Raw genomic sequence first — 24,737 nt, forward strand, 5'->3', positions numbered from 1 at the left:
AACGAGCGCTCTGGCACCCCCCGGGTACGCGGGCCCGTCGATTGTGCAACGAGAAGCGGGGCAGTCCCGGACTCCGCTCCGATGAAGACCCCATTGTCGATCCCTCCCCGGAGGGAGAGCCGCCGCCCGTCCACCGATGCGCCGGGAGCCCGGACGCGCCGTCGCGCACGCAGCGCGCCGACAGCGGTGCTCCACCCGGTGGCCTCACCCTCGATCGAGGTCCTCTGGGCCGAGCGGCCTTTCGTCGCCCTCCTGCTCCGCGCCCTCCACGTTCCCGCCCGCGATCGAGAAGATCTCCTCCAGACGGTGCTCCTCGGCGCCTGGAAAGCCATCCGAGCACGCAGGTACCGCCCCGACCCGCGGCGACACCCGCGCCACGCGCTGCGCGCCTGGTTGCACGGAGTCGTCTGGCGCCAGGTGTCCCATTACCGGGACAAGGCCCATGTTCGTTGCGAGATCCTGTGCGGCGCGCCCCTCGCGCCCGCCGGCCAGGCGCCTCTCGAGATCGAGGGAGAGCTCCTTGCCCGCGCCGCGCTCCGCGAGGTCGCCGCGCTCCCCGCCGGCCATCGCGAGGTCCTCCTCGCGGTGGCCGGGCGCCTCAGCCTCGTGGCCTGGGCACGAAAGCGCCGCATGAACCCCAACTCGGCCGCCACCCGGCTGCGTCGCGCCAGGAGGGCGCTGGCCGAAAGGCTCGCCTCACCGAGGCTGCCGTTCAGCGAGGGTGCCGTTCGGTGACGCCGGCGCCGGGGTGAGGCTTCCCTTCGGTACCCGCTCGGCCGGTCGCGCCGAGCCCGTATACGATTTCGCAACGAGCCGGCCGGCCTCGCCGGACTACCTATCCATGGAAGAACTACGAGCACGCCCAGCGCCCCCTCCTGCGCCCGGCCCGGCGCCTGCGCCTGCACCCGCCCTGGAGGCGGCGCCTGCGCCCGCCCCGGAGATGACGCCAGCGCCCGTCCCAGAGTTCGCCGCCGCACCCGATCGGGATCCCGTGCCCGTCATCGGGTCGTCCCCGCGGCCCTCGTTCGAGGAGGTCTATCAGACCTTGCTCCCGTACGTCCTCGCGGTGCTCTGGCGGCTCGGCGTCGCGTCTCGCGATCTCCACGACGTCGCTCACGAGGTGTTTCTCGTCGTTCACCGGCGCCTCGAGGACCACGATCCCCGCCTGTCGCTCAAGTCGTGGGTCGCGGGCATCAGCGCGCACGTCGCCCTCCGCCACCGGGAGCTCGCCCGGAACCAGCGAGAGCTGCTCGAGCTCGACGGCGCCGAGCCCGTCGAGCTCGCGGACCCCGGGCTCGACGCGGAGCGCCGGGTCGCGCAGGCCGAGACCCAGCGCCTCGTCCGCGAGCTCATCCAGCGCATCGAGAAGGAACGACGCGCGGTGCTCGTGCTCTACGACCTCGAGGGAAGCGACATGCGCGACATCGCCCAGGCGCTCCAGATCCCCGTGAACACGGCATGGGATCGGCTGAGGCGCGCCCGCATCGAGTTCACGGCCGCGGTCAAGCGGCTCTCCGTGCAGGACCCGGACGCGCTCGGCCTTCGTGGCCTGCGCTTCGCCCTGGTGCCGTTCGCCCTGGCCGACAGGCCCATGCTGCTCGACGCAGGCAGGGTCCGGATCGGTGTTTCGCAGGAGCTCGCCGGGCCGCTGTGGGCGCGGCTCCAGCGGTCGCTCGCCTCGACCGGAAGGTTGGCCCGCGGCACGGACAGCCGCTCCGGCGGCCCTGCGGCGCAGCCCCCTACAGGCGCCTTCTCGCCCCACCGGTGCCGTCTCGGGAACGCGGTGGAGGCCGCCGGCGCCACCGGGGAGAAGCGCACGCCGCCGGTCGTCACGATCGCGCGATCCAGGCTCATCAAGGCAGGCGCGGCGCTGTTCCTCGGGGGAGCCGGGGCGGGCGCCGTCGTGGTCTATGCCGCGTTCCCGCCGCCTGGCGCGGCGCCAGCGGTGTCCGTCAGCGCCGAGGACGAAGGCGCCGCGTCCGACCGAGCCGAGCGCACCGGGGCAGGGCGCGGCGGGCGCGCCGCGGGCGGGCTCGTCGTGGCCGACGCCGTCATGGACGCCGGGCCCCCGGGGGCCGTGGACGTGGCGGCCGCGGCGCCGTCACGCGCCCCCTCTCGCAAGGCCGCCCCGCCCGGCGAGCACGACACGACCGAGGAGAGCGCCTTGCTCAGCAGCGCCGGCCTTGCGCTCAGCGAAGGGAACGCGACAGAAGCGCTCGACGTGCTGGCCCTGCACGCACGGAACCATCCGCGCAGCCCGAGAGCCGAGCAGCGCGAGGCGCTGGCCATCCAGGCCCTCATCGAGGCCGGGCGGCGCGCCGACGCCGACGCGCGAGCCGAGCGGTTCCGCGCGGCCTTCCCTAACAGCATGTTTCTCCGCGCCATCGACGCGGCCATGAACAGCCGGTGAGGACCCAGGCACGCTGCGCCCGGCGAACGCCGGCGTTGCCTCGCTCCTCAGCGCCTCGATCCGGCGCCGCCCTGCTCACGCTGCAGGTCGCGCAGCCGCTCGACGTCGAAGAACGGCGCGAACGCGACGCCGAGAGACGCCGGTCAGGCCGGGCGGGAGGCGAGGCGGCGCGCGCCGCGTCGGGCGATCGCCGCCGCGAGGGCGAGGGCGCCGAGCGTCATGCCCACGAGCGTGCCCTGCCCGCGGGTCCGCGAGGGGCGATCGCCGTCGAGGACCGGGATCGCCGCGCCGCAGAGCACGTCGGCGTGGACGCTGACGCGGGCGCGCAGCCAGTTGTCGACCCGCTCCTGCGGCGCGGGGCTCAGGACCAGGTCCGTGTCGAGCGCGGCGCGCGGCAGGTTCGCCTCCAGGCGAGTCAGCCAGACGTCCTTCGGGTGCAGGCCGACCATCGCGATGGCGAGGTCGTCGAGCGACCCGCACGCGAGGTCGCGCGCGTCGATCTGGTCGGAGGCGACCTCCCCGCAGCTCGGATCCGACAGCGGGACGCCGGCCGGGCACGGGTTCGCCACGGCGCGGCTCTCGGTCGCGATCTCGGCGAAGCGCACGGCGCACGCGGAGTCCTGGACCTCGCCGGTCTCGCCGTTGGCGAGCCCCTGCTGGGCGAACGCGGCGGCGATCGTGTCGACCGGGGTGGTCGAGCCGCTCGTTGTGTAGCGCACGCCGAACGGCGCCGCGGGGCTCGACACGGGCGAGAACAGCGAGCCCTGCTGCGCGTAGGGGGTGAGGAACGCGCGGCCGCCGTCGGCCGCCGCGATCGCCTTCTCGCGGAGCACGCCGTAGTTCGACTCCTGCGAGGCGAAGTCCCACGCGAGGAGGTCGATGGGGACGGCCGCGGCCGCGAACCCCTCAGGGGCGAGCCGTGCCTCGCTGATGGTGAAGAGGGTGATCGCGACGTTCGCGCCCGTCCCGGCGGCGACCATCCGGAGCGGGAGCGCGGGGTTCGCCCCCGGCGTGACGACCCGCACCGGCGTCATCTCCTTCACGTCCTTGCCCGGCTGGAGCCTGATGGCGATGAAGTCGAAGCCCTCGTCGACATAGGCGTCGATGATCGGCTGCGTCGACTCGTCGACGTTGAAGCCGTTCTTCTCGAACCAGGCGTTCAGCACGCCGGGCGTGTCGGTCGCGAGCGTCACGGTGTCGTACGGACCGACGGTGCCGCGGTGAAGCACCACGACGTCATCGCCGCCGAACGCCCTCCCCGCCGCATCCGCGGAGCCGAGGGTCGCGCCGCAGCCCCCGCCGCTACGGGCGCAGGTGGAGCTCGGCGCGGTGATGCGCACCGACGTGGCCGCGTCGAGCGTCTCGAACCAGGCATCCGAGCCTTCCTCGAGAATCGCTCCGCGCTTCACCGGGAGCACCCACCCGAACGCGCTCGGATCGCCGGAGTACTGGATCTGATCCCAGAGCACCGACTGGACGGGCGACACGGAGAGCACCATCCGGTGCGCGTTGACGACCGTCGTCTCGGTGGGCGGGGCGAAGCACCCGCCGCAGGCGAGCGCCTCGCGCGGCGACAGGAGCGTCACGGAAGGAACGGCGAGCGCAAGGAGCGCAAACAAGCGAAGTTTCATCGGCTACCTCCATGGGCGCGGGTCCGCGCGGGCGGGCTCTCGAAGCGCGCGGGCGGCGCGCGGCGCACCACCGCCAGGCTATCCAAGCCTGCGCGCGGCGGGCAGCCCGCGCACGATTGGCGCGCCGCCCGCCGCCCGGCGAGCCGCCGTCAGCCCGCGGCCCACCACGCGTCGAGGTCGCGGAGGGCGCGCTCGGCCATCACCTCGTAGCGGGCGCGCTTGCGCAGCTTGCCGTGCGCTGGATCGAGCGGCGCGATGTGCGCCCAGGTGATGTTGGACGGCTGATACGTGGGCTGCTTCCGGCCGAGGTGCGTGAGGATGCCGCCGAGCGCCGTCGTGGGCGGCGGCGGCCGGAGCGGCTCGTTCCGCAGCTGCTGCGCGAGGAGGATCGCGCACACGAACCCCGCCGCGGCGCTCTCCACGTAGCCCTCGACGCCCGAGATCTGGCCGGCCAGGTGCACGCCCGGCAGCGCGCGGAGCTCCATCGCGGGGCCGAGGAGCGCCGGAGCGTCGACGAAGGTGTTGCGGTGCACGGAGCCCATGCGGAGGAACTCGGCCTCCTCGAGGCCGGGCACCATCCGGAACACCCGCAGCTGCTCGGCGTACTTCATGCGCGTCTGGAAGCCGACCAGGTTGTACGCCGTCGCCGCCTCGTCCTCCGGGCGCAGCTGGAGCACCGCGTAGGGGCGCCGGCCGGTGCGCGGATCGGTGAGCCCCACCGGCTTCATCGGCCCGAACGCGAGCGTCTGCTCGCCGCGCACAGCCATCACCTCGCAGGGCAGGCACCCCTCGAAGTAGCGCACCTCCTCGAAGGCGCGGGCCTCCACCTTCTCCGACGCGACGAGGGCCTGGACGAACGCCTTGTACTGCGCCTCGTCGAAGGGGCAGTTCACGTACGCCTCGTCGCCGGCCTCGGCGTCGTCGCGGCGCTCGGCCGCGTCCTCCGGCGGCGCGGCCCGCTCCAGCTGCGCGCTCCGCTCGCCGCGGACCGCGCCCCCCTTGCCGTAGCGCGACTGCTTCCACACGCGCGACCAGTCGATCGAGTCGGCGCTGACGATCGGCGCGATCGCGTCGTAGTAGGCGAGGTGCTCGGCGCCGACGGCCGCGGCGAGGCTCGCCGCGAGCGCGTCGGAGGTGAGCGGCCCCGTCGCGAGGATCACGGGCCGCTCGGCGGGGATCTCCGTCACCTCCCGGTGCTCGACGGTGATCCGGGGGTGGGCCTCGATCGCCCGCGTCATCGCCTCGGCGAACCGCTCGCGGTCGACCGCCAGCGCGCCTCCGGCCGGCACCGAGGTCTCGTCGGCGCACCGCAAGGCGAGCGAGCCCACGCGCCGGAGCTCCTCCTTGAGGAGCCCCACCGCGTTGCTCAGCGCGGCGCCGCGCAGCGAGTTCGAGCACACGAGCTCGGCCAGCCGATCGCTCGTCTGCGCAGGCGTGCGCCGGTGAGGTTTCATCTCGACGAGGCGCACGCGCAGCCCGCGCTGCGCGAGCTGGTACGCCGCCTCGCAACCGGCCAGGCCGCCTCCGACGACGACGACGTCGTGCGGGCTCTCCGCTCCGTTCATACAGCTCACCAGGGTGGGGGGTCTCGCGGGCTTCTTAGCTCGCCGTGCGGCGGGCGCGCACGGCCCGCGCGGGCTTTTCGGCGGCCCCCTGGGCCGCACCAGCGCCCTGCGGCGCGGCCTCGGGCCGGCCGGCTGGCGTGGGCTCCGCCGGCGCGGGCCGTGCGGCTGGCGTGGGCTCCGCCGGCGCGGGCCGTGCGGCCGGCGCCGGGGCGGCGCTCGCGACGACCGCCGCGGCGTCCGGGGTGGCGGTGCCGTCGGCGGCGCCGTCCTCCCCTTCCCCCTCGACGATCTCCTGCTTGAAGCCGCAGTCCTTCGTCGCGCAGACGAGCATCGCCTTCTTGCCAGCGGTGCGGGTGACGAACTTCGCGCTGCACTTCGGGCATGGGACCGGCACCGGCTTCTGCCAGAGCTTGAACTCGCACTTCTGCTCGGCGTTCCAGTTGGAGCAGCCGTAGAAGGTGCGCCCGCCCTTCTTGCGGGGCCGGATCTCGATGAGATCGCCGCCGCAGCTCGGGCACGCGACGCCGAGCGGCACCGGGCGCGTGTTCTTGCAGGCCGGGTACCCGGTGCACGACAGGAAGTCGCCGAAGCGGCCCGTCTTGATGATCATCGGCTTCCCGCACTTGTCGCACGAGATGTCGGTCTCGCGGACGGCGGCGGTCCCCCGCGCGTCGGACAGGTCGCGCGTCGCCTTGCACTTCGGGTAGCGCTCGCAGCTCAAGAACCAGCCGTTCTTGCCCCACTTCTTGAGCATCATCGACCCGCACTCGTCGCAGACGATGTCGGTCTTCTCTGCCTCGGGCTTCCACGGCGCGAGCTTCTTCGACTTGTCGAGCTGCTCCCTGAACTTCTTGTAGAAGGTCTTGAGCAGCTGCTCGCGCTTCAGGCTGCCGGCGCCGACCGCGTCGAGCTCCTCCTCCATCTGCGCCGTGAAGTTCGGATCCATGATGTCGAGGTTCGACCGGACGAGCCCGTCGACCACGAACTTCCCGAGGAGCGTCGGCTGGAACGCGCCGCCGTCCCGCTTCTCGACGTACGCGCGCTGCTGCACCTTGCTGATGATCTCCGCGTACGTCGACGGGCGGCCGATGCCGCGCTTCTCCAGCTCGCGCACGAGCGAGCCCTCGTTGTAGCGGGGCGGCGGCTGCGTGAACTTCTGGTCGGTGATGACCCCCGGGGGCGACACGGCGAGCGCCTCGCCCTCCTTCATGTCGGGCAGGAGCGCCTCCGAGTCCTCCTCGGCCGAGGGCCCCGGCGCCGCGCGCTCCGCCTCGGCGGCGGTCGCCTCGGGCGCCGGCGCGGCGGCGCCGCCGTCCGCGGCGGCGCCGCCTGCGCTCTCGTCCTCGCCGGCGAACTCCTGCTGGCCCTCGGTCACCTGCAGCCAGCCGGCGAACCTGAGGATCCGCCCGGTCGCCCGGGCGAGGTAGCTCCGGTACGCGGGCGCCGCGATCGTCGGCGCGACGTCGATCTCGACCGTCGTGCGGTCGTACACCGCCGGGGTCATCTGCGAGGCGACGAAGCGGTTCCAGATGAGCTTGTACAGCTTGTACTGCTCGTCCTTGAGGTGCTTCTTGATCGAGTCCGGGTGGATCTCGACGCTCGTCGGCCGGATCGCCTCGTGCGCGTCCTGCGCGTTCTTCTTCGACTTGTAGACGTTCGGGCGCTCGGGGACGAACTCCTTGCCGTACCGCTTCGCGACCACGCCGCGCACCTCGGCGATCGCGTCGTCGCTGACGCGCGTCGAGTCGGTACGCATGTACGTGATGAGGCCGACCGGGCCGCCGTCGCGCTTGAGGTCGATGCCCTCGTAGAGCGCCTGGGCGATCTGCATCGTCCGCTTGGCGCCGAAGTGCAGGTAGTTCGTCGCGTCCTGCTGGAGCTTCGAGGTGGTGTACGGGGCGGGCGGGTTGCGCTTCTGCTCGCGCCGCACGACCTTCGCCACCTTGTAGCGGGCGGTCTCGAGGTCGGCGCGCACCTTCCCCGCGACCTCGCCGTTCGTCACCTCGAGCTTCTTGCCGTCGGCGGAGGCGAGCTTCGCGACGAACGGGGCGCGCTGCGGCGGGCTCGCCGCGCCGAGGCCGACCGCGATGTTCCAGTACTCCTCCGGGACGAACGCCTCGACCTCGCGCTCGCGGTCCACGATGAGCCGCAGCGCGACCGACTGCACCCGCCCCGCCGACAGGCCGAACGCGAGCTTCGACCAGACGAGCGCCGAGACGTCGTAGCCGACGATGCGGTCGAGCACGCGCCGCGCCCGCTGCGCGTCGTACAGGTTCTCGTCGAGCTTGCGGGGGTTGTGGACGCCGTGGTCGACCCCCTTCTTCGTGATCTCGTGGAACTCGACCCGCGCCACCTTCAGCTTCGGGTTCTTGATCTCCTCCGAGATGTGGAACGCGATCGCCTCCCCTTCGCGATCGGGGTCGGTCGCCAGCAGCACCTCGTCCGCCCTCTTCGCGGCGGACTTCAGCTCCTCCAGGACCTTCTCCTTGCCCTCGATGACCTCGTAAGTCTCGGCAAAATCGTTCTGCACGTCGACGGCGTTCTGCTTCTTGGGCAGGTCCTTGACGTGCCCCTTCGAGGCGAACACCTCGTACCCGTTGCCGAGATATTTCTTGATGGTCTTCGCCTTCGCCGGCGACTCCACGATGACGAGCGTCTTGGCCATCACCACCTTCTGAGCAACGAGATCGGGCTTGTGAGGATTGAGGGGCGCCCTTCGGTGCGAGGGAGGCCCCCCCGCGAGGAGGCGGCCACCCGAAACCGCACTGGGCAGGGTGAGCCGGCGCGCCCCTTCAACGAAGAGCCCGCCGAAACAACCCGGCGGGCCCCTCTACTACTACGGCCTGGAGCGTCAACGTCAAGAGTGCCTCCACGGCGCGTCTGGGCGGAAGCCCCGTCCTCTCGCAGACCTCATCCACGTGCGCCGGCCGGGCGTCCAGGGCGTCGAGGACCGCGCGTTCGGCCGCGCTCATCGACGGAGGTGGCCCATTTTCCTCGGGCGAAACGCCCGTCCGCGCCCCGAAGGCGGCCTCCGGGAGCGGCAGCGTGCCCCCGCCGGGCGGCCTGTTGCGCGCCGAGCGCCGCGCTCGCCGGCGGGGCGGAGGCGCCTGCCCGCCGAGAACGTCGATCACGTCGGCCGCGCGCGTGATAGGGCGCGCGCCGGAGACGAGCTCCAGCGCGCAGCCCACGCCGCGCGGGCTCCACGGGGCGTGGGGGACGACGCAGAGGTGACGGCCGAGGCGGCGGGCCGCCGCGGCGGCGGAGCGGGCGCCGCTCTCGATCCCCGCCTCGACCACGACGGTCGCGAGCGTGAGCGCGGCGAGGACCGCGTTGCGCTGGAGGAACAGCGCCGGCAGCGGCGGCGTGTCGTCGGGGACGCGCGCGAGCAGCGCGCCGCCCGCGGCGAGGACGCGCGCGAACAGCGCCGCGTGCTCGCGCGGGTACGGGTGCGCGTGGCCGCCGCCGCCGACGACGACCGTCGGCGCGCGCGCGTCGAGCGCGCCCTCGTGCGCGGCCGCGTCGACGCCGCGCGCGCCGCCCGACCAGATCGAGAAGCCCGCCTCGCCGAGCGCCGCGGCGAGCGCGCGGGTGAACCGGAGCGCCTCGTCGCTCGCGGCGCGCGTCCCGACGATCGCGACGCCCGGGCACGCCGGGAGCGCGCCGCGGAGATAGAGCGTCGGCGGCGCGGCCTCGGTCTCCGTCACGAGAGCCCAGAGCTGCGCGGGGTAGGAGGGATCTGCGGGCTGGATCTCGATCGACGCCATACGCGGCGTGTCGACCGACGCCCGGGACGAGTTGCGCGAAATGAGGACCGCGGCACGAGGAGCGCGCGGCCGCCCGCTCCCGGCGCGGTCGCCGCGCTACCGGGGCGGCACGCGAGGCGCGGCGCTCGGCGGCGCCGTGTCGGGCGGGGTCGCGCCGGGCGGCGCGGCGCCGGGCGGCGGGGCCGGGCGCGCGCCCCGGAAGCCCTGGACGAGCACGACGCCCGCGCCGCGCCGCACCTGCGCGTGGAGCTCCACGGCGAGCGGCGCGGCGCCGGGGGCCGAGAGGCACGCTCCCCGGCCGCCGATCACCGCGACGGGCCCGCGGTCCGCGTCCTGGGCGACGATCTCGAGCGCGGGCGGCGCGCCCTTCGTGACGAAGAGGTCGACCTCGATCACGCCGAGCCCGCCCTGCGCGATGAACACCGCGCACTCGCCAACACCGCGCGGGACACGCACGGGGATCGCGGCGCTCTCCCCTTCCGCGATCGCGAGCGACACGACGTCGCCGAGGGGCGCCATGCCCCTCGCCTCCCCGCGCGCGGTGTTGGCGAGCGCGAGCGCCGTCACGCGCGGCACCGGCGCGCTGGCCGCGGGCCGCTGCTCCGCCGCGCGGCTCAGGAACAGGCGCGACGCCTCCGGGTCCGGCTCGGGCGCGTCGCGCGGAGGCGGCGGGTTCCGCGGCGCGTCGGGCGCGGGCGAGGAGGCCGGCGGAGGCGGCGGGCTAGGGCGCAGGACCTCGGCGCGGCCTCCGCCGCACGCCGACGCGGCGAGCGCGAGCGACGTAGCGAGCAGGCGGCGCGCCGGCCCGAACGGATGCAGTTCGACGAGAGCGAGAGCGCGCCGCACCGCGCGGAGCCTACCAGAACCGCCGCGCCGCGCTCGGCCTGCGAGCGGCCGGCCGTGGGTCGTGCTACCCACTCGCCCGATGAAACCCAGGGACATCGTCGTCGCGACGCATGGTCACTGCTTCGACGGCATGGCGAGCGCGGCGCTGTTCACCCGCCTGATGCAGGCGCTCCGCCCCGGCGAGCCGCTCGCGCTGCGGTACCGATCCTGCGGCTACGGCCCGGGCATGACGATGATCCCGCCTTCGTGGCTCGACGGTGACGAGAACGCGATCCTCGACTTCCGCTACACGCCGACGAAGAGGCTGACGTGGTACTTCGACCACCACGTCACCGGGTTCGGCTCGGACGAGGAGCGCGACGCGGCGCTCGCCGGCGCGTCGCGCGCGAAGGTCGCGGGCGACGCGCCTCACGTCTTCTACGACGCCGCCTACGGCTCGTGCACGAAGCTCATCGCGGACGTCGCCCGCGATCACTTCGGCGTCGAGATGTCCAGCGCCGATGAGCTCATCCGGTGGGCCGACCTCATCGACACCGCGCGCTTCCCCACGGCCGAGGCCGCCGTGAGCCGGGAGGAGCCGATCATGCAGCTCGCCTCCGTGGTGGAGCACCACGGGGACGGGCCGTTCCTCGCCTCCGTGGTGCCCCGGCTCGTCGAGCGGCCGGTGAGCGAGGTGGCGCGCGAGGCGGACATCCAGGATCTCTGGCGTCCCCTCTCCGTCTCGCGGCAGACGTTCGTCACGCGCATCGAGCGCGGCGCGCGGAAGCTCGGCCGCGTGGTGCTCGTCGACCTCTCCGACGCGCCGCTCGAGGCGGTCGGCAAGTTCATGACGTACGCGATGTACCCGGACTGCGTGTACTCGGTCACGCTCTCCCGGCAGAAGCAGCACTACAAGCTCTCGGTCGGCTATAACCCCTGGTGCGGCGTCCCCCGCGATCGCGACATCGCCCCCATCTGCCGCCGCTACGAGGGGGGCGGGCACCCGGCGGTCGGCGCGGCGTCCTTCCCGCTCTCCGCGCTCGAGCGCGCGCGCGAGGCGGCCCGCGCCGTCGCCGAGGAGCTCGACGGGGAGCCCGCGCGGTGACCTGGGCCGAGCAGCGCTTCCGCAGGAGCGCGCGCGAGACGGGGCGGGCAGCGTCATCACGCGCGGCGGCCACGCGCGCGCCGCTCCTCTTCGGGCACCGGGGCGTGCGCGGCGAGGGCGCCCCCGCGGAGAACACCCTCGCCGCCTTCGAGGAAGCCGCGGCGCAGGGGGCCGACGGGATCGAGCTCGACGTGCGGGTGTGCGGCTCGGGCGAGCTCGTGGCGCTGCACGACCCGGACCTCGCGCGGGTGACCGAGGGCGCGGACCCGCGCGCCGCCGCGGCGCTCCCCTGGGACGAGCTCCGGCGGGTCGACCTCCGCGGCGACCGGGTGCCGCTCCTGTCCGAGGTGCTCGCGTTCGCGCGCGGCCTTCGGCTCGCCGTCAACATCGAGATGAAGCGGGACGTGCCCGATCGCACCGCCGTCGTGCTCGCGACCGCGCGGCTCGTGCGCGCCTGGGATCCGCGCCACGCCTTGCTCGTCTCGTCGTTCGATCCGGTCATGATCGCCTCCTTCGGCGCCCTGGTGCCGGCCGTCCCGCGCGCGCTCCTCGTGCACCGGAGCCGCTACCACGACGCGGCCGTGCGCCTCGCGCCGGCGCTCGGGGCGCTCGCCGCGCACATCGAGCGGACGATCGCGTCCCCCGAGCGCATCGCGCTCCTGAAGCGGCAGGGCCGCGTGATCAACGTGTGGACCGTGAACGACCCGCGGGAAGCGCAGGACCTCGCGGCGCTCGGCGTCGACGGGCTCATCACCGACGCGCCGCGCCGCATCCGCGACGCGCTCGCGTAGCCGGCTTCGTCGGACCGGCGCGGCCGCGCGCTACCTTCGCTGCCAGGGGTCGATGATCTCGCGCGAGCGGCGCGGGCCCCGGCGCGGGGCCGACGCAGCCGGCGGGGCCTTTCGCTCGGCGGACGCCGCCGGATCCGCCGTGGCCGCGAGCAGCGCGGCGTCCGCGGCGGGCACGTCCTCGGCCAAGGGCAAGCGTGCCATCACAGGGGTCGATGCGCGGACCACCTCCAGAGACGGCGCAGCCGGGCTCACGCTCTCGGGCTCGATCGGCGCGATCACGTGGTGGGGCGCGGCGCCCTCCACGCCGACGGGCCGCAGCGCCGTGACCGCGACCGTCGCGCTGATCGCGGACAGCGCGCCGCACGCCACGAGCCAGCGGAGCGTCGCGCTCGCGTGAGGCCTGCGGTCCGCGCGCACCTCGCCGGCCGCTGCCGCCGTCAGCGTGCCGGGCTGGGACGGATCGGCCAGCGAGGCGAGCGTGTCCTGCCGCGGGCGCGGGCCCTGGTCCCCGGGTCGGGAGAGCGGGGCGAGCTCCCCTGAGCCCTCCAGCGCGCCGGCGCCGCCCGGCGACAGCCCGAGCAGCGTCCCCGTGCGCGACGTCACGGGCGCCGGCTGCGGCGCCGAGGGCACGGGCAGCGGGATGCCCGGATCGCCCGCCGCGACGACGAAGGCGTGCACCATCTCCTGCGCCGACTGGAACCGCTGGGCTCTGTCGCGCGAGAGGGCGCGCAGGAAGAAGACGTCGAGATCGGCCGGCACGTCGGGCGCGAGGTGCGTCGCGAGCGGGATCGGCTCGACGAGGATGCGCGACAGGACCGCGCCGAGCACGTCGCCCTCGAACGGGAGCTTGCCCGTGACCGTGCGGAAGAGGATCACCCCGAGCGACCACAGGTCGCTCCGCGCGTCGAGGTTCCTGTCGCCGCGCGCCTGCTCCGGGCTCATGTAGAACGGCGAGCCCAGGAGCTCGCCGGTCCTCGTGGTCTCGTCGGTGAGGAGCTTGCCGGTGAGCTGCTTGGCGATGCCGAAGTCGAGGATCTTGACGATCTCCTCGTCCTCGTCGACGCGCGAGAGGAACAGGTTGCCGGGCTTGAGATCGCGGTGGACGAGCCCGCACTCGTGCGCGCGGCGCAGCGCCTTGCCGGTCTGGACCGCGATGCGCGCCGCCTCGGCGAGGGAGAGGCGGCGGACCCGCCTCAGGCGACGGCTGAGATCCTCGCCCCGGAGCAGCTCCATGACGAGGTACGGGACGGTCCCCCAGATCCCGTAGTCCTGCACGCTCACGACGTGCGGGCTACCGAGGTTCGCCGCGGTCCGCGCCTCGCGGTAGAAGCGCGCGCGGAACTCCGGCGAGGCCGCGTGCTCCGGATCCATGAACTTGATCGCCGCCGGCGCCCCCAGCTGGAGGTGCCGGGCCAGCCACACCGAGCCCATCCCGCCCCGCGAGAGCGGCCCTTCCAGGCGGTATTTATCGCCGACGATCGTTCCCGGCTCGACGTCCATCGCCGACTCCTCCCGCCACGGCGAGGTGGATTGCGTCTGTCTAGACGTTCGAACGGGCGGCGTCCACGCCATCAGGCGAGCGCTGCCATAAGCCAGCCTGCGCCGCCCGTGATGTCCTTTGTCCTTTCAGGAGCCACCTGAACGCGCCTGCTCAGAGCACCTTAGTCCTGGCAATCGACATGGCGGCGGACGACGCCGCCCGGGACCGGCTGCGTGAACGCCCCCGAGATGAGGGGCGGATTCCACTTCGCCTCCTTGTACTGAAAGATCATGTCGTCCTCGGTGTTGGGCACCCGCATGCGGATCGAGCGGGGGATCTCGGCCATGCACGCGCCGCCGCTCGGCGGGATCGGATCGTCGATCCCCTCCGGATCGACGCGCGGCGGCGCGGTGCGGATGGCCTCGTGATGGCTCAGCTCCACGTGATAGAGGTCTGTCCCGCGCTGCGCGACACGGACCTCGCGGACGCGCAGGCGCTGCTGGCTCCACGGCGCGAGAAAGTCGCGGGGGTGCGGCTCGAGGTGGATCTCCTCCACCGCGTCGCGGGAGCCCTGGATCAGCACACGGTAGAACCCGTCGCCGTCCCAGGCTATCGAGGCGCCGTGCGGCTCGTGAGCGAGCACCGGCGCCTCGCCGCGGAGCAGCGAGACGAGGGCGTGCCCGGGGATGGGCACCTGGGTGAGCCGCGCCAGGTTGCACGTGCTCGCGGGCCCGTGCAGGAACTGCTTCTCCCGGACATCGAGCATCTGGAACTGGGTGCCATTCGACGTGAGCGTGAAGAGCGTCGCGCCGAACGGGCTCACCACGTCGAAGCGCACCCGATCCGGATTGACCGCGAGGATGTACATGTCCCCGCGGAGCCGCCCCTGGCGCGAGAAATGGTCGACCTTGGCGGTGCCCTGGACGCCGTTCACGCAGGCATAGGAGGCCTTCATCCGGTCGAGCGCCGCGTCGGCGCTCGGGAACCGGGACGCGGGCGGATCCACGGAGGCACAGCCGGTCACGAGCACGGCGAGGGGCGCGGCCCAGGCGATCGCGCGATGGCGCATGGGCGCGGACGCTGGCAAGGATCGCCGAGCCCGTCAATCGCGGAAGCGGCGCCGGGCCCATCCGCCGGAGCGGCGCGAGGGGCGTGGCCGTGGAGGAGGGTTGTCGAGGGAGGGCCGAGGCCCGGAAGACGGCGGCGAGGACGGCCGCGCGTCCGGCCCGGAGCGAGCCCCCGGCCGGACGCGCGCGAGCGGGATCAGGACGCCCGGAGCGCCTCGAGCAGATCGACGTCGGGGATCGCGATCGGGAGGCGGGCGCGGAGGACGGCGACGTCGTTGTCCTCGCAGAGGCGAGCCACCGCGAGCCCATCAAAGAGGGAGATGGGCGCGGTCCCCACGATCGCGGCCTCTTCGCGCGCACCGGAGAGCATCTGACCGGCGGTCAGGATCCAGCCGGCGGTCGCAGGGCCGTAGTGGTGGAGCGAGCCGCGCAGCTCGGTGACCCGCTCGCGGCCGACCTCGCGGCCGTCCCGCCGGATGACCAGCGCGAGCTTGATCTCATCACCCGCCGTGCGGAGCGCGCCGGAGAAGTGGCTCTCGCCGCCCGGCGCCCCGGCGCGGCGCACCGCGCGCAGCTGGCCGATGCCGATGCGCTCGAGGGCGAGGACGCAGATCTCGACGAAGGCATGGCCCGGGAGCTCGGAGAGCTTGCGCACGAAGGCGCGCCGCGCGGCATCGCGGTAGCGCTCCACCGCGGCGAGCGCCTCCTGCTCCAGCCGCGCCAGGTCGCCCGGCAGCAGCCAGTCCGTCAGCGCGATCCTGCCGCCGGCGAAGCGGAAGCGGGGCCGCTGCCCCGCGGCGATGCGGCGCGCGTTGTCGGCGCGCACGGCGGCCGCGACCTGGGACTGCACGAGCTGCACGTCGCCGGCGAGGCGGCCGCGGCGCTGCGCCGTCTCGGCGATCTGCCGGAGCGAGACCGCGCCCGCGTTCCGATCGAAGGTCGAGAGGATCCCGGCGACCGCATCGGCGAGATCACGGCCGGCGAGGTCGTCGAGCGCGTGCCCTTCGCCGCCCGTGAGCTCGATGACCTGCGGACCGCGGTAGACGGGCTCGGCGCCGAAGCTGTCGGGGCGGTCCGCTCGGTCGGTGCGCTCGACCCGGTCGGTGCGCTCGGCCCGGTCGGTGCGCTCGCCTCGCTCGGGGCGATCGAAGCGCTCGGTCCGGTCGGAGCGCGGCGGCTCGCGGCCGTTCTCGCGCCGCGCCTCGAACACCGGCGTCGCGACGTAGGAAGGCAGCCCACCGGTGCTCGGGTTGGCCTCCGCGGTCCCGCGGCCGCGGCGGCGACGGCGGCGGCGGCGGCGGCCCTCGCCCTGCTCGCCCGACGAGCCGGGCGTCGCGCGGTCCTCGCCGCCGAGGATCGGCTGATCGTCGTCGTCCTCTTCGTCGAAGAGCTCCGCGGCGCCGGCGACGGCCTCGGCCCGCATCGCCTCGTCCGGGCCCGGCGGCTCCGCGTCGTCGAGCTCGCCCTCTTCCTCGTCGATGTACGTGCTCGCGGCGCGCGGGGACGACGGCGCCGGCGGCGGCACGGGCTCGCGCGCTGCCGCGATCTCCACGCCGTTCAGCCCGGCCGCGCTCGTCGCGCCGGCCGCGACCTTCTCGTCGTCCTCGTCCTCATCGTCGATCGCAGGCGCAGCCTGCGCCGCCGCGGCGGCGGCTCTGCCCTCGACCTCGACCGCGCCGCGCTCCGCCTCGAGCTCCGCGGGAGCGCCAAGATCGCTCTCTTCCACCGCGTCGTCGTCGGCGCCCGCATCGAACAGGGTCGGCTGCTCCTCGTCCTTGCGCGCCTTGGCCGCCTCGGGCTTTCCGCCGCGCTTCGCCTTCTTGCCGTCGAGCCCGGACTTGATGGTCTTCTCGTCCCACTCGCGCAGCGCGAACACGCCCGGCTTCACGCGCACCAGGGGGTTGTCCGCCGTGTCCTTCTTCAACGTCGCCGCCAGGCGGGCGCCCATCGTCACCTCTGGGCTCTTTCCAACGTGGCTAAGGAGGTTCTTCTCGATCGCGATATCGGTGATCTCTTTATAGTGAAGCGGTCTACCGATGAGGCGAAGCACCTCGGCGGCTGCATCCGTGAACGTCATCTTTGTTCGCCCTTCGGGCGCGCCGCCCGGCGGGCGCCCTCGTCGTCCCCATCGCGGCCGCCCCGTCCAAAGTGGCTGACGAAGCGCGCGGGATACCCCACCGCAGCCGGGAAACGCACATTCGCTCCCACTCGACCACGACGCGCGGAACGGCCTGCTCGTAGCATGCTCGGAAACGGCGGTCAACGGGACGCGCGATCCGGCTCAAGAGAAGCCGCTGACCGACCTCTAGGGCACGGAACCGGGGGCCGGGCGGCGCGAGGCCCGGATCGACCGGGCGCCGCGCCGAGGCGAGCGCGCGGCGGCCGGCAACGGCAGCCTGGATGAACGCTCGGCGCGCAGTCAACGGCGCGCGCGGGCCCCTGGATGAGCATCGATGTGGCTCGTGAGCGGATGTCGGCCAGTCCGGAGCACGGGAGAAGACCACGGGAGAAGAGGAGTTGATGCGTTGATCCGTTGAGGTGTTGAGTGTGTCGATAGGTCCGGGAGTCCAGGAGTCGAAGGCTCTCCCTCAACTCACCGCATCGCCGCACGACCGCACCACCACCGCGCGGCCGAGGAGCGCCATGCGATGATGGAGGAAGCGATTGGCCGGAGCGCGGCGGACGGACCGGGCATCACCGTACATGACCGCGCGCAATCATGCGCAACCGCGCGTGATCATGCGCAATCAAGCGTAACCGTGCGCAACCACGCCCAACCGCGTGTGACCGGGCGTGGACGGGCGCTCCTGGACGGCGCACCCCGATCGTCGCGCGGTCGTCACGGCCGCGGCTCGCCCGGCCAGCGGTGGCGCGGCGCGGCGCGGGCAACAGCGCTTTTGCGCTTTGCCATCTGCCGGACAGGAGGGTTACGCTATGTGGGTGGAGCTTTCGCGGTTGCTCGACGAGCTCACCCTGGCGGCGGACAAGGTCGGCATCGCCGTCAGGATGGAAGCGTTCGATCCGCACCTGTCGGACGCGCGCAATCCGCGGGGCGGGCTCTGCACGGTGCTCGGCCGGCGGATCATCCTGGTCGACGCCAACGCGTCGCTGCCGGATCGTATCGCCACGGTCGCGGCCGCGCTCGCGCGCGTCGATCTGGAGTCCGTGTTCCTGCCGCCGATCGTGCGCGCGACCATCGGCGCTCACGCCCGCGGCGCGCGGCCCCGGGCGGCCGCGCCGGGCGAACCAGCGCGGCTGCCGGCGCGCCCCGCGCGGGGCGGGAAGGCCCCGAAGCTGCTCCCGCTCGCCCGCACCAAGTGGCGTGACGCCTGAACGACTGTCCCGGCAGGGCGCAGGCAACGCGCGCTACGGCGCGAGCGCCCGCTCGACCTCGGTGTAGAGCGCCGCGATCGCCGCATCGAGCTGCGCCACGTCGGTCCCGCCGGCCTGCGCCATGTCCGGGCGGCCGCCGCCGGAGCCGCCCACGATGCGGGCGATCGGCTTGATGAGCTCGCCGGCCTTGAGCCGCTCGGTCGCGGACTTCGAGAGCATCACGGCGAGCTGCGCCTTGTCGCCCACGACCGCGCCGAGCAGCACCGCCGAGCGATCGCCGAGCTTGTCGCGCAGCTTCTCCGCGAGATCGCGCAGCGCGCCCGGGTTGGTGCCGTCCGGCACCCGGCGCGCGAGCACCTTGATCCCGGCGATGTCCCGGGCGCCGTCCAGCATCGCGTCGATGCCGCCGCCGCCGCCGCCGCCCTGCGCAGGGCCCGCCCCCTCCAGGATCCGTCGCTCGAGCTCGGCGACCTTCTTCTCGAGCTCCCGCTCGTGCGCCACGATCTTCCCGATCTTCTCGGCGAGATCGCCGCCCTGCGCCTTCGCTACCTGGCGCGCCCGGGCGAGCTCGGCCTCGACGCCCCGCGCGTACGCGAGCGCGTTCAGCCCCGTCGACGCGAGGATCCGCCGCACGCCCGCGGCCACGCCGCCCTCGCTCGTGATCTTGAACAGCCCGATGTCCCCCAGCGCGCACGCGTGCGTGCCGCCGCAGAGCTCCACCACCTCGGGCGTCATCGTGAGCATCCGCACCGTGTCGCCGTACTTCTCCTCGAAGATCGCCATCGCGCCCCGCCGCCGCGCCTCGTCCATCGGCAGGATCTCGGTCGTCACCTTCGCGTTCGTCAGGATCTTCTCGTTCACCAGATCCTCGATCCGCGAGATCTCCTCGCGGGTGAGGGGCCGGTTGTGCGTGAAGTCGAAGCGGAGGACGTCCGGGCCGACCCGCGAGCCCTTCTGCTGCGCGTGCTCACCGAGCACCTTGCGCAGCGCCCAGTGCAGGACGTGGGTGGCCGAGTGGTTGCGCCGCGTCGCCGACCGCGCCGCGTGGTCCACCGTCAGGTGGACGCGCTGCCCCACGGCGAGCGCCCCCTCGCTGACCACGCCCTCGTGCACGACCAGCCCGGCGAGCGGCTTCTGCGTGTCCTTCACCTCGACGCGCGCCCCGTCCGCCGTCACCTCGCCGACGTCGCCGACCTGACCGCCCGACTCGGCGTAGAACGGCGTCTCGCGCACGACGATCTCGACCGTCGCCCCCGCCTCCGCGCGCTCGACCAGCGCACGGACCTTGCGCGCCCGGTCGCCTTCGCCCTGGACGTCGACCCGGACGATCGCGACGATCTCGCTGTCGCCCTCCTCGTGCTCGTAACCCGTGAACACCACCGGCTGCGCGAGCTTGGCGCGGGCCTCGCGGTGCGCTGGGTCCACCGCGGCTGTCGGATCGATCGGGCCGTCCGCCTCGCCGGCGCCCTTGATGATCGCCTCGGCCCCCTGGACGTCGACGCCGAAGTTCGACTCCGCGCAGATGACCTGGGTCAGATCGAGCGGGAAGCCATAGGTGGTGTAGAGATCGGCCGCGGCGGCGGCCGGGAGCGTCCGCTCGCCGGACGAGCGCATCTCGTCGAAGCGCTCGTCGAGGATCTTCATCCCGCGCTTCAGCGTGGAGCGGAAGCGGACCTCCTCGTCCTCGGTGACACGGGCGATGAGCTCTCGCCGGTCGCGGAGCTCGGGGTACGTCTCGCCCATCCGGCGGACCACCTCGAGCGCGACCTCGTGAAGGAACGGCCGCTCGATCCCGAGCCGGTGCCCGTGGCGGATCGCGCGGCGCATCACCCGGCGGAGTACGTACTCGCGCCGCTGCCGCTCGGGCATCACCCCCTCGGCCATCAGGAACGCGGCCGTCCGCGCGTGATCCGCGATGACCCGCATCGACACGTCGTCGTCGGCGCTGCCCCCCGTGTACGGCTTGCCGCTGAGCTCGGCGGCCTTGTCGACGAGCCCGCGGAGCAGGTCCGTGTCGTAGTTCGACGTCACGCCCTGGAGCACGCTCGCGAGCCGCTCCAGGCCCATGCCGGTGTCGATGCTCGGCGCCGGCAGGGGCACGAGCGGGCCGTCCTTCTCGATGCGCTCGTACTGCATGAACACGTTGTTCCAGATCTCGGTCCAGCCCGTGCCGTCGATGCGCGGCTCCTCGCCGAAGCGCGCGACGTCGGGCTCCTTCCCGTGGAAGAAGTGGATCTCCGAGCAGGGGCCGCACGGGCCGACGTCACCCATCGTCCAGAAGTTGTCGGCCAGGCCGAGCCGGAGGATCCGGTCGTCGCCGAAGCCCGTGACCTTGCGCCAGATCGCCGCGGCCTCGTCGTCGGCCGGGAAGCCCCCCTCGCCGTTGTAGATGGTGACCACGAGCCGCGACGGCGAGATATCGTAGACCTTCGTCAGGAGCTCCCAGGCGAAGGCGATCGCGTCTTCCTTGAAGTAGTCGCCAAAGCTGAAGTTGCCGAGCATCTCGAAGAACGTCTGGTGGCGCGCGGTGACGCCGACGTTCTCGAGATCGTTGTGCTTGCCGCTGATCCGGATGCACTTCTGGCTCGATGCGGCGCGCTGGTACGGGCGCCTGTCCTTGCCCGTGAAGACGTCCTTGAACTGCACCATGCCCGCGTTCACGAACATCAGCGTCGGATCGTTCTGGGGCACGAGCGGCGCGCTCGGGACGATCTCGTGCCCGCGCTGGGCGAAGAACTCGAGGAATGTGCGGCGGAGCAGGTCAGAGCTGGCAGGCGTTGCGATGGACATAGGAGGACGCGCGGTCTAGCACGACCGGAGAGCGGCTTCCGCCTGCTCGACGCGCGCCCGCGACGCCGCCGCCGACGACGCGCGCGCCGGGCCGGTTTGCGCCGGGCCGGCGTGCGAGCCGGCCCGCGCCGGGCCCGCTGGGCGCGCCGGCCCACGCCGGCGAGGCGGGACCGCCGGGTCAGCGGCCGGAGGCGACGACGCTGCTGCCGGAGGCGGCCTCGAGGGCGAGCGGCGCCCTCTGGAGCGCGCTCTCGATCGCGCCCGCGACGGCGTCGCTCTGCAGCTGGGCGAGCTCCCTCAGGCCCTGGACGCGCTTCGCCTCGGCGAGCGCCTGGGCCGAGCCGGTCATCGAGCCCTTCAGCGTCTGGCTCGGCATCTCGCGGATCACGTACTCGACCTTGGCGGCGAAGCCGACCCCGTCCGCCCCATGGCGCTTGCTCAGGTGCGTGACCGAGCCGTCCAGCGTGAAGGCCGGCAGCTTGCGGCTCTTGCCTTCCGCAGCCAAGTCCGTGCCGTCGGCCACGATCTCGATGTCGGCGAACTGCGCCACGCGGTTGCGCGTCTGCTGCTTGAGCTGCGATCCGAGCTTCGCGTCCTTCACGCCGGAGCGGTTCTCGAACTTGCCCAGGCTGACCAGGAAGCGCGCCCTGGACGACGAGCGCGACAGCTTCTCGATGGCGGCCGCGATCGGGCGCTTCAGGTTGGGGGCAGGCTCGAGGTTGAGCGCCGCCTTGAGCGCCGGGACCGCCGCGGGGTTGCCCAGCGCGCCGAGCGCCGCCGCGGCCGACGCGCGCACCGCCGGGTGCGGATCCCTGAGCGCCTTCTCGAGGGCGGGCCGCGCGCCGGGGCTCTTCGACCTGCTGAGCGACAGCGCCGCCGCGACACGGAGCCGATAGTCCTTGCCGACCGCGATGTCGCGGAAAGCGGACGTGTCTGCGTCCTGGGCGACGGACAGGGCGGTCGACCCGAGCACCATCGACGCCGCCAAGAACATCGCAATGAAGAGACGACGAACCATCACGTCCCTCCGGAGAACGGCGGCTCACGCCACCCGTTCTCCTCGGTGAACCAGGGAAGTATCGCGACGCGCTGGCGTCCAGACAATCCTATCCTTGGCCAGGACGGTCGCGAGATCAAGGGCTGTTTGGCCCCGGATGGCTCATGCAGGACTCATGACGAGAGCGACGACGTCGCCGTTTGGCACGGTTCCGCGCCGCTTCGCCGCCCCGAGCGCTCATTTCCAGACACGCGGCGACGCGCGAGGCTGGCTGAGCGTCGGGCGGGTTCGGCTCAGAAGAGGATACCGAGATACCAGCGCACCGTCTGTGCGGTCTCGAGATCGATCTTCTGGACCGCGTCTTCACCCCTGAGCTGGCCGAGCCCGCCGAGAGGAAACAGCACGCCGTACTGCACCGCCGTGTAGAAGCCGCCCATCTTGTCGGGGTCGTCGTTGAGCGTCCCGTCCTTGGACTGGAAGTACAGCTGCGCGTTCAGCTCGATGCCGAGATCCCGGGAGTTGCCGGGAGCCTGGAGGAACTCGGAGGCGCGGCTCCAGATGGCCGCGGCGCCGACGCCGGCGCGCTGGCCGTTCTTGTCGCGGGCGAAGTCCCAGTCGACGCCAGGGCGGAAATAATACGCGCCCTGGACCCGAGAGAGGATGTTCCTGAAGAGGATCTGGTCGACCCGGTAATCGGGGTGGAAGCGGAATGTCGAGTACGTGCGATCGGTCGAGCTCTGGGGATCCATGGCCCCGAGCTGCGTCCCCCGCGGCTCGAGGGCGGGCGCGTCGTCGTCGCCGGTCGCGTACCCGAAGCCGAAGTGGACGCGCAGCCGGCCCTCCATCTCGGTGAGCTCGGCCTGCGTGGCGAGCCCGAACTGCCGGACGCCCCAGCCGGTGTCCTTCGGCGAGATGACGTTCGCATAATCGCTCTCGTCCTGCCCGCGCAGATCGAGGGATCCGTAGATCATCGCCGCCTCGAGCTCGAAGCGGAACTTCTTGTAAAGGAGCTGGAACCACACGTCGGGGATGATCATCTCCGCACCCCGATGCACGTACCCCGAAGCGACGTTGTCGGCGCTCTGGCCGAGCGACGCCGACAAGTCGGCCGTGGTGTCGCCGGCGGTGTTGTCGTTCGCCAGCGTCTGCTGCCGGTAAGCGAAGTAGACGCCGCCGTTCATGACCATGTTGCCGCGGGCGAGCTCGAGCTTCTGGAGCTCGGGATTCTTGCGGCGGACGGCGACGAACACGTACTGATCGACGTCATCGGACTGGGCGAGGTCGTACGGCTGGCCCTCGAGGTCCTGGATCGACGCGCTCGTCGCGCCCTCGTTGGCCCAGTCCCACGCACCGGCGAAGTAGATGTCGTATTTCTTGATGCCGGTGACGAACATCAGCCGGTCGACGGTCGACTGGTAGTCTGAGTCGTACCCGTCACCGCTGTTCGCCACCATACCGAGGCCCCAGTGGTTCGGCATGCGGCCGAAGCGGAGGAGACCGACGGGGGTCATGTACTCTCCCCAGATCCGCTTGACGGAGATCGAGTCCTTCGTCGAGTTGATGCCGGCGCTGGGCGCCCACTGGGTGCTGGAGAAGGCCCCGAGCGGCGAGTAGCCGCCCCGGCGGGCGACCTGGTAGCCGCCGCCCGCCGCCGGCTGGTTCGCGTAGCCGTCCGGGGTCGAGCCGAGCACCACGTTGTCGAGGAGATCGACCTGAGTGAGGATGCGCAGGTTGTCGCTGATGTGCAGCTCGGGATTGAGACGGAACCGCATGTTCGCGCCGGCCTGGGTGTCGTTCGTGCACGAGTCGAACGAGCGGGTGCCGCCGCTCGTGGTCTCGCTCGGGTTGCAGAGCGAGACCGCGTTCCCCTTGTAGGAGTCGTCGGCCGGCTGCGGCCAGAGCGCCTCATTGCGGGGGTCGATGCGGCCGAGGGCGAAGCTGTTGAAGAGCTCCCAACGGAGCCGGTAGTAGCCGTGGAACTCGAACGTCGGTCGCGCGTGGGACCACCAGTCCTCGGCGTAGACCTCGCTGGGCCGGGCGCCGATCTCCGCCTGGATCGCCTGTCGCTCGGGCTGCTCGGCCGCCGCAGCGGCTGCGGGCGCCTCCGAGGCCGCCGGCGTGGCCGGCTGCGGCGCGGAGGGAGCGGCCGTGTCGGCCGGCGGCAGGAGCGGCTGGCGCGCCGCCGGGGGTTCGGGCGTCTCGGCGCCGGCCGGCGCCGCGCCGGGCTGCGCGGGCGTCGCGCCGGGCTGGGCCGGCGCGGCGGCCGGCGCTGCGCCGGGCTGGGCCGGCGCGGCGGGCTGGGCCGGTGCGGCGGGCTGCGCTGCGCCGGGCTGCGCTGCGCCGGGCTGGGCCGGCGCGGCGGGCTGGGCCGGCCGGCGTGCCGGCTGGGCGGACGCGGAAGACGCGCCCAGCACGAGCGCGAGCGCGAGGCCCGACCGGAGGCGACGGCGAGGGGTGCCAGGGCGGCACGACGTACCCGGAGACCGCGACGAGATGGGCATCTGCTTGGTTTCGTTCGCGCGTTTTCGCCCCGCGCGCAGGAAGAGGTTGAAGATCCGAGCTCTCGGTGACCCGGAGGCCGGGGGCCGATGTCTCACGCCCGGCCTGTGTGGTCAAGGCACCGCTCGGCCCCGGGCCCTGGAACCCGGTCACGGATGCACACCCGGGACGCACCGGAGCAGGGGCCACCGGCCACCTCAACCCCGGTCGGCTGGCAGCGACGGCTGGCGGGTCCGCCTCAACCTCGGTCGGGTCCGCCCAACCTCGGTCGGGTCCGCCTCAACCTCGGTCGGGTCCGCCTCCGGGGCCGCCTCAACCTCGGTCGGGGCCGCCTCAGTCCGCCTCAACCTCGGTCGGGGCCACCTCAACCTCGGTCGGGGCCGCCTCAACCTCGGTCGGGGGTGGGCAACGCGCTGACGAAGCCCCACGACGCGCCAGCAACGCCCGCGGCTGCACCGCCGCCGGCGTCCCCGCTCGCGC

At 73.2% G+C, this 24,737-nt stretch carries 16 protein-coding genes; 5 read left to right on the forward strand and 11 right to left on the reverse strand.

The window, feature by feature from the left end; translation table 11 throughout:
• The first annotated feature begins 198 nt into the window (after positions 1 to 198).
• Together WME73_RS28525 and WME73_RS28530 are read left to right on the forward strand one after the other, a co-directional pair.
• Positions 199 to 735: a sigma-70 family RNA polymerase sigma factor gene (locus tag WME73_RS28525; RefSeq protein WP_437911578.1), complete on the forward strand. Its 537-nt coding sequence runs from the start codon at positions 199 to 201 to the stop codon at positions 733 to 735.
• A gap of 256 nt (positions 736 to 991) precedes the next feature.
• Positions 992 to 2,410, forward strand: a complete 1,419-nt coding sequence (locus WME73_RS28530; protein WP_437911579.1) for an RNA polymerase sigma factor — start codon at positions 992 to 994, stop codon at positions 2,408 to 2,410.
• A 143-nt stretch (positions 2,411 to 2,553) separates the two neighbouring features.
• Here WME73_RS28530 and WME73_RS28535 read toward each other — a convergent pair whose 3' ends face one another.
• The 5 genes from WME73_RS28535 to WME73_RS28555 form a co-directional block, all read right to left on the reverse strand.
• A complete protein-coding gene (locus tag WME73_RS28535) occupies positions 2,554 to 4,041 on the reverse strand; it encodes a DUF2330 domain-containing protein (protein ID WP_437739539.1) in 1,488 nt (495 codons plus the stop codon).
• A 149-nt stretch (positions 4,042 to 4,190) separates the two neighbouring features.
• Positions 4,191 to 5,606, reverse strand: coding sequence for a methylenetetrahydrofolate--tRNA-(uracil(54)-C(5))-methyltransferase (FADH(2)-oxidizing) TrmFO (gene trmFO / locus WME73_RS28540; RefSeq protein ID WP_437739540.1), 1,416 nt, complete (start codon positions 5,604 to 5,606; stop codon positions 4,191 to 4,193).
• Between the two features lie 34 nt (positions 5,607 to 5,640).
• Complete coding sequence (gene topA, locus WME73_RS28545; RefSeq protein ID WP_437911580.1) at positions 5,641 to 8,271, reverse strand: type I DNA topoisomerase; 2,631 nt, start codon at positions 8,269 to 8,271, stop codon at positions 5,641 to 5,643.
• A 127-nt stretch (positions 8,272 to 8,398) separates the two neighbouring features.
• Entirely contained in the window at positions 8,399 to 9,370 is a 972-nt protein-coding gene (locus tag WME73_RS28550) for a DNA-processing protein DprA (protein WP_437739542.1), read from the reverse strand.
• A gap of 96 nt (positions 9,371 to 9,466) precedes the next feature.
• Positions 9,467 to 10,216, reverse strand: coding sequence for a hypothetical protein (locus WME73_RS28555; RefSeq protein WP_437739543.1), 750 nt, complete (start codon positions 10,214 to 10,216; stop codon positions 9,467 to 9,469).
• Between the two features lie 79 nt (positions 10,217 to 10,295).
• Here WME73_RS28555 and WME73_RS28560 point away from each other — a divergent pair, with 79 nt between their 5' ends.
• Both WME73_RS28560 and WME73_RS28565 read left to right on the forward strand, forming a co-directional pair.
• On the forward strand, positions 10,296 to 11,300 hold the full coding sequence (locus tag WME73_RS28560) for a hypothetical protein (RefSeq protein ID WP_437739544.1): 1,005 nt from the start codon (positions 10,296 to 10,298) through the stop codon (positions 11,298 to 11,300).
• Positions 11,297 to 12,091, forward strand: coding sequence for a glycerophosphodiester phosphodiesterase (locus WME73_RS28565; RefSeq protein ID WP_437739545.1), 795 nt, complete (start codon positions 11,297 to 11,299; stop codon positions 12,089 to 12,091). Before WME73_RS28560 ends, WME73_RS28565 begins: the two co-directional genes overlap by 4 nt.
• 30 nt (positions 12,092 to 12,121) lie before the next feature.
• Here the strand turns inward: WME73_RS28565 and WME73_RS28570 are convergent, their stop codons facing one another.
• From WME73_RS28570 to WME73_RS28580, 3 genes are all read right to left on the reverse strand, one after another.
• Entirely contained in the window at positions 12,122 to 13,591 is a 1,470-nt protein-coding gene (locus tag WME73_RS28570) for a protein kinase domain-containing protein (RefSeq protein ID WP_437911581.1), read from the reverse strand.
• Positions 13,592 to 13,752: 161 nt separating this feature from the next.
• The gene (locus WME73_RS28575) at positions 13,753 to 14,640 is read right to left on the reverse strand and encodes a LolA family protein (RefSeq protein WP_437739547.1); all 888 of its coding nucleotides are present in this window, start codon (positions 14,638 to 14,640) and stop codon (positions 13,753 to 13,755) included.
• Between the two features lie 194 nt (positions 14,641 to 14,834).
• A complete protein-coding gene (locus WME73_RS28580) occupies positions 14,835 to 16,715 on the reverse strand; it encodes an HTH domain-containing protein (protein WP_437911582.1) in 1,881 nt (626 codons plus the stop codon).
• Between the two features lie 857 nt (positions 16,716 to 17,572).
• Between WME73_RS28580 and WME73_RS28585 the strand changes: the two genes are divergently transcribed.
• Complete coding sequence (locus tag WME73_RS28585) at positions 17,573 to 17,971, forward strand: hypothetical protein (RefSeq protein WP_437739549.1); 399 nt, start codon at positions 17,573 to 17,575, stop codon at positions 17,969 to 17,971.
• 33 nt (positions 17,972 to 18,004) lie between these two features.
• On the opposite strand, the gene alaS is transcribed toward WME73_RS28585, so the two are convergent.
• The 3 genes from alaS to WME73_RS28600 all read right to left on the reverse strand — a co-directional run bounded on the left by alaS (position 18,005) and on the right by WME73_RS28600 (position 24,259).
• Complete coding sequence (alaS, locus tag WME73_RS28590; protein ID WP_437911583.1) at positions 18,005 to 20,761, reverse strand: alanine--tRNA ligase; 2,757 nt, start codon at positions 20,759 to 20,761, stop codon at positions 18,005 to 18,007.
• A 178-nt stretch (positions 20,762 to 20,939) separates the two neighbouring features.
• Entirely contained in the window at positions 20,940 to 21,779 is an 840-nt protein-coding gene (locus WME73_RS28595) for a HEAT repeat domain-containing protein (protein WP_437739551.1), read from the reverse strand.
• Between the two features lie 272 nt (positions 21,780 to 22,051).
• The gene (locus WME73_RS28600) at positions 22,052 to 24,259 is read right to left on the reverse strand and encodes a TIGR04551 family protein (protein WP_437739552.1); all 2,208 of its coding nucleotides are present in this window, start codon (positions 24,257 to 24,259) and stop codon (positions 22,052 to 22,054) included.
• Positions 24,260 to 24,737 lie beyond the last annotated feature (478 nt).

The sequence above is a fragment of the Sorangium sp. So ce302 genome (assembly GCF_051530145.1).
Taxonomy (GTDB): Bacteria; Myxococcota_A; Polyangia; order Polyangiales; family Polyangiaceae; genus Sorangium; species Sorangium cellulosum_B.

Coding starts and splice junctions, on each gene's coding strand:
- WME73_RS28535 (WP_437739539.1), bottom strand. CDS start 4,041: ATGAAACTTCGCTTGTTTGCGCTCCTTGCGCTCGCCGTTCCTTCCGTG.
- trmFO (WP_437739540.1), bottom strand. CDS start 5,606: ATGAACGGAGCGGAGAGCCCGCACGACGTCGTCGTCGTCGGAGGCGGC.
- topA (WP_437911580.1), bottom strand. CDS start 8,271: ATGGCCAAGACGCTCGTCATCGTGGAGTCGCCGGCGAAGGCGAAGACC.
- WME73_RS28550 (WP_437739542.1), bottom strand. CDS start 9,370: ATGGCGTCGATCGAGATCCAGCCCGCAGATCCCTCCTACCCCGCGCAG.
- WME73_RS28560 (WP_437739544.1), top strand. CDS start 10,296: ATGAAACCCAGGGACATCGTCGTCGCGACGCATGGTCACTGCTTCGAC.
- WME73_RS28570 (WP_437911581.1), bottom strand. CDS start 13,591: ATGGACGTCGAGCCGGGAACGATCGTCGGCGATAAATACCGCCTGGAA.
- WME73_RS28575 (WP_437739547.1), bottom strand. CDS start 14,640: ATGCGCCATCGCGCGATCGCCTGGGCCGCGCCCCTCGCCGTGCTCGTG.
- WME73_RS28580 (WP_437911582.1), bottom strand. CDS start 16,715: ATGACGTTCACGGATGCAGCCGCCGAGGTGCTTCGCCTCATCGGTAGA.
- WME73_RS28585 (WP_437739549.1), top strand. CDS start 17,573: ATGTGGGTGGAGCTTTCGCGGTTGCTCGACGAGCTCACCCTGGCGGCG.
- alaS (WP_437911583.1), bottom strand. CDS start 20,761: ATGTCCATCGCAACGCCTGCCAGCTCTGACCTGCTCCGCCGCACATTC.
- WME73_RS28595 (WP_437739551.1), bottom strand. CDS start 21,779: ATGGTTCGTCGTCTCTTCATTGCGATGTTCTTGGCGGCGTCGATGGTG.
- WME73_RS28600 (WP_437739552.1), bottom strand. CDS start 24,259: ATGCCCATCTCGTCGCGGTCTCCGGGTACGTCGTGCCGCCCTGGCACC.